The following is an 8,878-nucleotide window of genomic DNA, read 5'->3' on the forward strand; positions in this document are numbered from 1 at the left end:
CCGCGATGTACCGCTCGTGGAACGGCGAGCCCCGGTACTGGTCCGCCCAGTCCCGGTCCCGCTCGTTCTCGAACGCCTCGAACGCCTCGGGCCACTGCGGGTAGCCGAAGAAGCCGAGCGCGTCCCCGGGCGGCCCGAAGTACGCGATCCGCCCGCCAGGCGCCAGCACCAGCAGCCGGTCGCACACGTCGAGGCTGAGCACGCTGTGCGTGACGACGACCACGGTGCGCCCGTCGTCGGCCAGCCCCCGCAGCATGTGCATCACCGAGCGGTCCATGCCCGGGTCGAGCCCCGACGTCGGCTCGTCCAGGAACAGCAGCGACGGCTTCGTCAGCAGCTCCAGCGCGACGCTCACGCGTTTCCGCTGCCCGCCCGACAGGCTGTGCACCGGCTGGTCCGCGCGCTGTTCGAGGCCCAGCTCCCGCATCACCTCGTCCACGCGGGCCCGCCGCTCCTCCTTCGCCGTGTCCTCAGGGAAGCGCAGCTCGGCGGCGTACCCGAGGGCGCGCCGTACGGTGAGCTGGAGGTGCAGGATGTCGTCCTGCGGGACGAGGCCGATGCGCTGGCGCAGCTCCGCGTACTGCCGGTACAGGTCCCGCCCGTCGTACAGCACCGTGCCGCGGTCGGCGGGCCGCAGCCCGGTCAGCGCGTTCAGGAGCGTCGACTTGCCGGCGCCGCTCGGTCCGACGACGGCCAGCAGGCACTTCTCGCCGACGGGGAACGACACGCCGTCGAGGAGCGTCCTGCGGCCTCCGTCCACGGTGACCGCCAGCTCCTGCACGTCCAGGGACACCGCCCCGGTGTCGGTGTACTCGACCAGCCGCCCGCCGACCAGGCTGTACGCGCAGTGGCCGATGCCGATGATGTCGTCGGCCGTGACACGGGCGGTGTCGACGCGGCGGCCGTTGAGGAACGTGCCGTTGTGGCTGCCCAGGTCGTGGATCCAGTACGTGCCGTCCGGGTGCGCCCGCAGCTCGGCGTGCCGGCGGGAGACCACCAGGTCGTCGATGACCACGTCGTTGTCGGCGCCGCGCCCGATCCGTACGGCCGTGGCCGGCAGGGGCCGCACCGAGGTCGGCCGCCGGAACGTCCCGGTCGCCCCGGGCAGCGACACCGAGGAGGGCCGGGGGAGATCCGCGGGTGCGGCTGCGGCTGCGGCTGCGGGTGCGGGTGCGGGTGCGACTGGGGGCGCGGGCGGCGGTGCGGGGGGCTCGACGGCCGAAAGGACGGCGGACGGCCCGTCGGAGGGATGCCCGAACCGCAGCACCGTCCCGGGCCCGACGTCCCACGCGCCGGCGACACGCCGCCCGTCCGCGTAGGTCCCGTTGGTGCTGCCCTCGTCCCGTACCGTCCACCGGTCGCCCTCGGGGCCGAGCACCGCGTGGTGCCACGAGACCCGGGCATCGGCCAGCGCGATGTCGCTCGCGGGGTCGCGCCCGACGCGGTAGACGCGGCTCGGACGCAGCACGGTCGAGTCCCCGCCGACGTCGAGCACCAGCTCCGGCGCGGTGGGTACGACGGGCCGCTCTCCCATGAGGGGATTTTATCTTTCTGTACGGATATGTGCCTGGCCCGCCGTGTGCCGCCCGGCCTCGCGGGAACGCGACACGAACACGCGACACGCGCCGCGCGACCCGAACACCCCCGCACGCCAGGAGGCCGCCATGACCGACGACCCCGCCCACGCGCCCCGCAACCCCGTCACCGCCTACCCCCGCCCCGACTTCCCGGAGCAGCACCAGCAGCACCCCGGCTGGACCGAGCCCATGCGGCCGCGCCCCGACCACGGCGAGGAGACCTACCGGGGCAGCGGGCAGCTCCAGGACCGCGCCGCCGTCGTCACCGGCGGCGACTCCGGCATCGGCCGCGCCGTCTGCCTCGCCTACGCGCGCGAAGGCGCCGACGTGCTCTTCACGCACCTGCCGGAGGAGGACGAGGAGGCCCGCGAGACCGCACGGCTCGTCGAGGCCGCGGGACGCCGGGCCGTCGCCGTGGCCTGCGACATCCGCGACGAGGAGCAGTGCCGCGCCCTCGTCGGCCGGGCCGTCGCGGACTTCGGCCGCATCGACGTCCTGGTGAACAACGCCGCCTACCAGATGGCCCGCCCCGACGGCATCGAGGCCATCACGACCGAGCAGTTCGACCGCGTCATGAAGACCAACCTGTACGGGATGTTCTGGCTCACCAAGGCCGCGCTCCCGCACATCCCGGAAGGCGGCAGCATCATCAACAGCGCGTCCGTGCAGGCGTACAAGCCCAGCCCGCCGCTCCTCGACTACGCCATGACGAAGGGCGCCATCGTCACGTTCACCCAGGCGCTCGCCCAGTCGCTCGCCCCGCGCGGCATCCGCGTGAACGCCGTGGCGCCAGGGCCCGTGTGGACGCCGCTGATCCCGGCGACCATGCCCGAGACCGCCGAGTTCGGCAAGCAGTCGCCCCTCGGGCGGCCCGCGCAGCCCGCCGAGATGGCCCCGGCGTACGTCTTCCTCGCCTCGCGAGGCGCGGGCTACATCACCGGCGAGATCGTCAACGCCACGGGCGGCACCCCACTGCCGTGACCTGCGGCTGCGGCGCCCGCCCGGCGGGACGCCGCGAGGGTTGGCCGTACGCGCACGGGTAACCCGGTACGGGCAGCCAGCCCGGCACGCCGCGAGCGTCCGGGCCACCCCGAGGAGGACCGCCCATGCCCATCGCGACGGTGAACCCCGCGACCGGCGAGACGCTCAGGACGTTCCCGCCGTTCGAGCCCGCCGAGATCGAGCGGCGGGTGGCCGCCTCGGCCACGGCCTTCCGGACGTACCGCACCACCTCCTTCGCCGAGCGGGCCGCGCTCCTGCGCCGCGCCGCCGATTTGCTGGAGCAGGATGCGCCCGACGTCGCGCGGAGGGTGACCACCGAGATGGGCAAGCCCCTGACGGCGGCCCGCGCCGAGGTGGCCAAGTGCGCCAAGGCCATGCGCTGGTACGCCGACCACGCCGAGGGCCTCCTCGCCGACGAGCGCCCCGCCGACGCCGACGTCCGCGACACCGGGGCGGCCACCGCCCGGGTCCACTACCGGCCGCTCGGCCCGGTCCTGGCCGTCATGCCGTGGAACTTCCCCCTGTGGCAGGTCGTACGGTTCGCAGCGCCCGCGCTGATGGCCGGCAACACCGGGCTCCTGAAGCACGCGTCGAACGTCCCGCAGACCGCCCTCTACCTGGAGGAGCTCTTCCGCCGGGCCGGCTACCCCGAAGGCGTCTTCCAGACCCTCCTGATCGGCGCCGACGCCGTCGAGCGGGTCCTGCGCGACCCGCGCGTGGCCGCGGCCACCCTCACCGGCAGCGAGGGCGCCGGGCGGTCGGTCGCCGCCGTGGCGGGCGACGAGGTGAAGAAGACCGTCCTGGAACTGGGCGGCAGCGACCCGTACCTCGTCCTGCCGTCCGCCGACATCGACCGGGCCGCCGCGACCGCGGTCACCGCCCGCGCCCAGAACAACGGCCAGTCCTGCATCGCCGCCAAGCGGTTCATCGTGCACACGGACGTCTTCGACGCGTTCACGGAACGGTTCACGGCCGGGATGGCCGCGCTGAAGGTCGGAGACCCCATGGACGAGGCCACGGACGTCGGCCCGCTCGCGAGCGAACGCGGCCGCGCCGACCTGGAGGAGCTCGTCGACGACGCGGTGGGCCGCGGCGCCACCGTACGCTGCGGCGGCCGCCGTCCCGAGGGCCTGGTCCGGGGCTGGTACTACGAGCCGACCGTCCTCACGGGCGTCAGGCCCCCCATGCGCATCCACCGCGAGGAGGCGTTCGGCCCCGTCGCCGCCGTGTACCGCGCGGCGAGCCTCGACGAGGCGCTGGACATCGCCAACGACTCGTCCTTCGGACTCAGCTCCAACGTCTGGACCCGCGACGACGCCGAGGTCGCGCGCTGCGTACGCGACCTGGAGGCGGGCGGCGTGTACGTCAACGGCATGACCGCGTCGCACCCGGCGCTGCCGTTCGGCGGCGTGAAGCGCTCGGGGTACGGGCGCGAGCTGTCGGGCCACGGGATACGGGAGTTCTGCAACGCGAAGACGGTCTGGCAGGCGGCGGCGTGAGCGTGTTACTAGAGCGGTACGACGCGGGCGTGAGCGTGTACTAGAGCGGTACGACGACCTCGTCCTCCGGTGGCGGAGGCGGCGGCGTCCCGTCCCCGAAGGGCCGCCCGCCCAGCTCCTCACGGTGGTGGGGTGAGCGCCAGCCCCGCAGATCGGGACCGCGCGGCACGATCCGGGTCGGGTTTATATGCTCGTGCACCTGGTAGTAGTGGCGCTTTATATGGTCGAAGTCCACGGTGTCGCCGAACCCCGGCGTCTGGAACAGATCACGCGCATACGCCCACAGCACCCGGTCCTCGGTCAGCTTGTTGCGGTTGCACTTGAAGTGGCCGTGGTACACCGCGTCGAACCGCACCAGCGTGGTGAACAGCCGGACGTCGGCCTCCGTGACGGTGTCGCCCACCAGGTACCGCCGCCCCGCCAGATGCTCCGACACCTGGTCGAGCCGCGCGAACAGCCGCCCGTACGCCTCGTCGTAGGCCTCCTGCGTGGTGGCGAACCCGGCCTCGTACACACCGTTGTTGACGTCCCGGAAGATGCCGCCCATGCGGTCGTCGATCTCGTCGCGTAGGTGCTCGGGGTAGAGGTCGGGCGCGCCCGGCCGGTGCAGCGCGGCCCACTCGGTCGCGAGGTCGAGGGTGATCCGCTGGTAGTCGTTGGTGACGAGCCGCCCGCTCGGTACGTCCACGATCGCGGGCACGCTCACGGCGTCGTGCGGCCCGGGCTCCCGCGCCTCGTACGCCTCGTACAGGAACCGGATGCCCAGCACCGGGTCGCGGCCGTCCGGGTCCAGGGTGAACCGCCAGCTCCGCTCGTCCTGGATCGGATCCGCCACGGCCACCGAGAGGGACCGTTCGAGCCCCAGCAGCCGCCGCGCCACCAGCGACCGGCTCGCCCAGGGACAGGCCCGGCTCACCACGAGCCGGTAGCGGCCGGGCTCCACGGGCCAGCCTCCGTCCCGCCCGTCGGCCGTGATCCGGTCCGTGAACCGGCTCGGGCCCCGCCGGAACCGTCCGTCATCCGTCATGCCGCCCGGGTACCCCACGACGCCGGCCACACGCTGCCGCATGCCGCCCCTCGCCGCCGCACCCGCCTACGAGGCGCCGTCGCGGGACGGTGCCGCCGGCCTGGCGCGGAGCGGGCGCGGGCGGGCGCGGGGACGGCCGGCCGGGCGGAACGGCAGGATGACCAGCCGGGCGCGCGGCGCGGCCATCGGCTGCGCGGCGCACACGGAGACCCAGCCGGGGCCCCGCTCGGCGTGGCAGACCGGGCGCTCGCCCCCGTCGGGGTGGACGTAGGCGCTCGCCGACTCGTAGATCCGCGCCGCCACCGGATCGTCGAGCACCTCCTTGACGATCCCGCACAGCGTCGGGTTCCCGGGCTCCGCCGCCAGCGCGGCCCGCAACTGCGGCAGCACCAGCGGCGCCCACGCCGTCTCCCAGCGGGTCAGCACCGCCCGCGCCTCCGGGTCCACGGCCATCCAGCGCATCGTGTTGTCCGGGACGCGACGCCCCGGGAACAGCGCCGCGAACGGCTCGTTGAACGCCAGCAGGTTCCACGAGCGGTCACTGACGTATGCCATGTGGGCCATCCCGTCCAGCGCCTCCTGCCACACGCCGGCCACCACCTCGCCCGCCCGCGGGTGCAGCGGGTGCGGCGGGTCCTGGCCGAGCGCGTACCGCCACAGCGCCACCCAGTCGTGCTCGTTCATGCCCAGGAGCCGCGCCACGTCCTCCAGGAGGTCGACGGGCGGGTTCGGGTAGCGGCCCGACTCCAGGCGGCCGTACGTGTCCGGGGCGCGGTGCAGAAGCTGGTCGATCTGCGCCTGCGAGAGCCCGGGTGCGCGGCGGCCCTGGCGGGTGGGCCGGGACAGCCCGTGGCTCTCCGGTGCGATCAGGGCGCGGCGCTCCCGCAGCAGGAAGCGCAGGGCGACCTTGTCCATGGCGGTCTCTTCCCCCAGGAGCGGCGGACGCGCCCTGGTCGACGGCGGCCGCCGCGGTGAACGGAACGGTGACGGTACGCGGGCCCCCGCGGAGGGCCGCGGCGGGGTGGGGGGTGTCGCATCGGCGTGCGTCCGTTCATGGGCATGCGGAGGAACGGCCTCCTCTGGTCCGCCGCCGTCCGGGCGGCGGCCGTGAACGGCCGCACCGGTACGCTGGCGCGTCGTGCGCCGGCGATCAAGTGCCCGCGTGGTGCGTGTGTGCGCACGGCGTACACACGCAGTCGCGAACAGGGGCGTACATGACCGAAAAGGACCACTCGGCGCGTGGCGAGGCGGAGTTGTCGCCGGCCGCCAGAGCGCTCTACGCACGGATCACCCGCGACGAGCCGGTCGGCCCCGACGACGCGCCCGCCCTGCGTGAACTCGTCGCGTGGCGGCTCGTCATCGTCGACCCCGACCGCCCCGGCCGGCCCATCGCCCTGGACCCGCAGGAGGCGGGCCGCCGCCGCCTCGACGACGAACTGCGCGACCTGGCGGCCCGCGCCGCCCGTGCCGCCGCCATCCCGGACCTCAGCGACGAGCTGAGCCTGCACTTCGAACGCGCCAAGTGGCGCTCCGGCTCCAGCAGCGAGTTCCTCGCCGGGCCCGAACAGGTCGCGGCCCGCGTCGGCGAGGCCGTCGGCTGCGCCGACACCGAGGTGCTGACCGCCGACCCGGTGGGGCCGCGCGGCGGCGCCCGCGACGACGAGGCCCGCGACCGCGACCGTGCGGCGCTCGCCCGCGGCGTGAGCCTGCGCGTCCTGTACGGCGACGGCGCCCGCGACGACCCCGCCGCACGCGAGTGGGCCGCCGTCATGTCCGCGCGGGGTGCCCGGTTCCGTACGCTCGTCGCACCCTTCCAGCAGTGCGTCGTCGTCGACCGCCGCCAGGCGTTCATCGCGGACCACGTGGGCGGGGGCGGCAGCCCGGGCCCCCGGGCAGCCGCCTGGCACGTCGTGGACCGCGCGTTCGTCGCGTTCGTCGCGGAGGGCTTCGAGGACGCCTGGCGCCGCGCCGACGTCTGGCACGGCGACCCGCGGCGCGCCGCACCGCCCGACGGCACAGGGCTGACGCACCGTCAGCGCGAGATCCTCATCGACACGGCGGCCGGCGTCGACCAGCGCATCACCGCCCGCCGCCTCAACATCGGCCTGCGCACCCTCACCAAGGAACTGGGCGGCCTCCGCGCCCGCTGGGGCGTCACCACCCTCGCCGCACTCGCCTACCAGTGGGCCCTGTCCCCGGAACGGCAGCAGACGCGGGACGGCGACGGCGTGCCCCGTTGACCGGAACGCCGTGGCCTGTCTTTTTCACTGAAAAAGCATCAGGGGAAATCCGCGAGCCGCTGCTGCATCCTGGACGAGGCCGGAGGTCACCGGCCCGTCGCAGACCGCCGACCGTCCGCGACGCCGGTATTACGGGGGTCGTTATCCGCGCCTCATGCCAGAACCGGCAGTGCAGGGTACGGGCAGCGTGCCCTGCCGGGCATCGCGCGGATACCTCGAGGTCACTGCCAGGGCCTCGCGGAACCAAAGCCGACATCATCGGTACGTCCCCCGTGATACGGCACTTCCCGGCCCGCCGCCATGCCCTCCGCCCGGGCCTCAGGCCCCGCGGGACGACGAAGCCGGCGCCTCACGCGTCCTCGTCCAGCCGAGCAGCTCGTCGGCCGACCAGGTGTTGATCACACGCTCGGCCGGGACCCCGCACTCCTCGGCCCGCGCGCACCCGAGGATCTGCCAGTCGAGCTGCCCCGGCGCGTGCGCGTCCGTGTCGACGGCGAAGAACACCCCGGCCGCCACCGCCTGCCGCAGCAGCCGCCGTGGCGGGTCCAGCCGCTCCGGGCGGCTGTTGACCTCCACCGCCGTACCGGATTCCGCGCACGCCGCGAACACCCGCTCCGCGTCGAACTCCGACTCCGGCCGCCGCCCCCGGCCACCGGTGACCAGCCGCCCCGTACAGTGCCCGAGCACGTCCACCAGCGGGTTCCGTACCGCCTTCAGCATCCGCCGGGTCATCGCGGGCGCGTCCATCCGCAGCTTGGAGTGGACCGACGCGACGACCACGTCGAGCCGCTCCAGCAGCTCCGGCTCCTGGTCCAGCGAACCGTCGGGGAGGATGTCCACCTCGATGCCCGTGAGCAGCCGGAACGGCGCCCACCGCTCGTTCAGCCCGGCCACCACATCCAGCTGCTCCCGCAACCGGTCCGCCGACAGCCCGCGCGCCACGGTGAGCTGGGGCGAGTGGTCGGTCAGCGCCGCCCAGTCGTGGCCGAGGGCGGCCGCCGTCCGCCCCATCTCCTCGATCGGGCTGCCGCCGTCCGACCAGTCCGAGTGCAGATGGCAGTCGCCGCGCAGCCGCGCGCGCAGCGCCGCGCCCGCGCCTTCCCGCGGCTCCTCCGCCTCGTCCTCCAGGCGCCGCAGATAGGCCGGTACGTCACCGGCCAGCGCCTCCCGCACCACCTGCGCGGTCTTCGGGCCGACGCCCCGCAGCCGCTCCAGCGTCCCGGCCGCCGCACGCGCTGCCGTCTCCTCCGGGCCCGCCGCGGCCACGGCCGCCGCCGCGGCGCGGAACGCCCGTACCCGGTACGACGGCGCCAGCGACCGCTCCAGCAGAAACGCGATCCGCTCCAACGCCTCGACAGGATCCATCACACCCCCACCCTCACCCGCGCCCGCCACGCCTGCACGCGGGCCCGCACCGCACCCCACGCCACACCGGCCCGCCACACCCACGCCAGCACCGCACCCTCACCCCGCGCACCACGCAGCCCCCGCCACGGCACCCCACCGCGCATCCGCCCGCCACCCCGCAGCACC

General features: G+C 74.6%; 7 protein-coding genes. 3 read left to right on the forward strand and 4 right to left on the reverse strand.

Annotation, left to right across the window (positions count from 1 at the left end; all coding sequences use genetic code 11):
• The coding region (locus HTZ82_RS12460; protein WP_175409415.1) for an FHA domain-containing protein at positions 1 to 1,534 on the reverse strand (1,534 nt) is incomplete at its 3' end.
• Positions 1,535 to 1,664: 130 nt separating this feature from the next.
• Between HTZ82_RS12460 and HTZ82_RS12465 the strand changes: the two genes are divergently transcribed.
• Both HTZ82_RS12465 and HTZ82_RS12470 read left to right on the forward strand, forming a co-directional pair.
• Positions 1,665 to 2,558: a glucose 1-dehydrogenase gene (locus HTZ82_RS12465; RefSeq protein WP_175409416.1), complete on the forward strand. Its 894-nt coding sequence runs from the start codon at positions 1,665 to 1,667 to the stop codon at positions 2,556 to 2,558.
• Between the two features lie 125 nt (positions 2,559 to 2,683).
• Positions 2,684 to 4,078 (forward strand): NADP-dependent succinic semialdehyde dehydrogenase, encoded by a 1,395-nt coding sequence (locus HTZ82_RS12470; protein WP_175409417.1) that lies wholly within the window; start codon positions 2,684 to 2,686, stop codon positions 4,076 to 4,078.
• A gap of 40 nt (positions 4,079 to 4,118) precedes the next feature.
• Here HTZ82_RS12470 and HTZ82_RS12475 read toward each other — a convergent pair whose 3' ends face one another.
• A complete protein-coding gene (locus HTZ82_RS12475; RefSeq protein ID WP_254711807.1) occupies positions 4,119 to 5,105 on the reverse strand; it encodes a glutathione S-transferase family protein in 987 nt (328 codons plus the stop codon).
• A gap of 66 nt (positions 5,106 to 5,171) precedes the next feature.
• Positions 5,172 to 6,020 (reverse strand): helix-turn-helix domain-containing protein, encoded by an 849-nt coding sequence (locus HTZ82_RS12480; protein WP_175409419.1) that lies wholly within the window; start codon positions 6,018 to 6,020, stop codon positions 5,172 to 5,174.
• A gap of 299 nt (positions 6,021 to 6,319) precedes the next feature.
• Between HTZ82_RS12480 and HTZ82_RS12485 the strand changes: the two genes are divergently transcribed.
• Complete coding sequence (locus tag HTZ82_RS12485) at positions 6,320 to 7,345, forward strand: hypothetical protein (RefSeq protein WP_175409420.1); 1,026 nt, start codon at positions 6,320 to 6,322, stop codon at positions 7,343 to 7,345.
• Between the two features lie 318 nt (positions 7,346 to 7,663).
• On the opposite strand, the gene HTZ82_RS12490 is transcribed toward HTZ82_RS12485, so the two are convergent.
• Entirely contained in the window at positions 7,664 to 8,710 is a 1,047-nt protein-coding gene (locus tag HTZ82_RS12490) for a PHP domain-containing protein (protein ID WP_175409421.1), read from the reverse strand.
• Positions 8,711 to 8,878 lie beyond the last annotated feature (168 nt).

Origin of the sequence: Streptomyces sp. TRM64462, assembly GCF_013362995.1 — a bacterium.
Classification (GTDB): domain Bacteria; phylum Actinomycetota; class Actinomycetes; order Streptomycetales; family Streptomycetaceae; genus Streptomyces.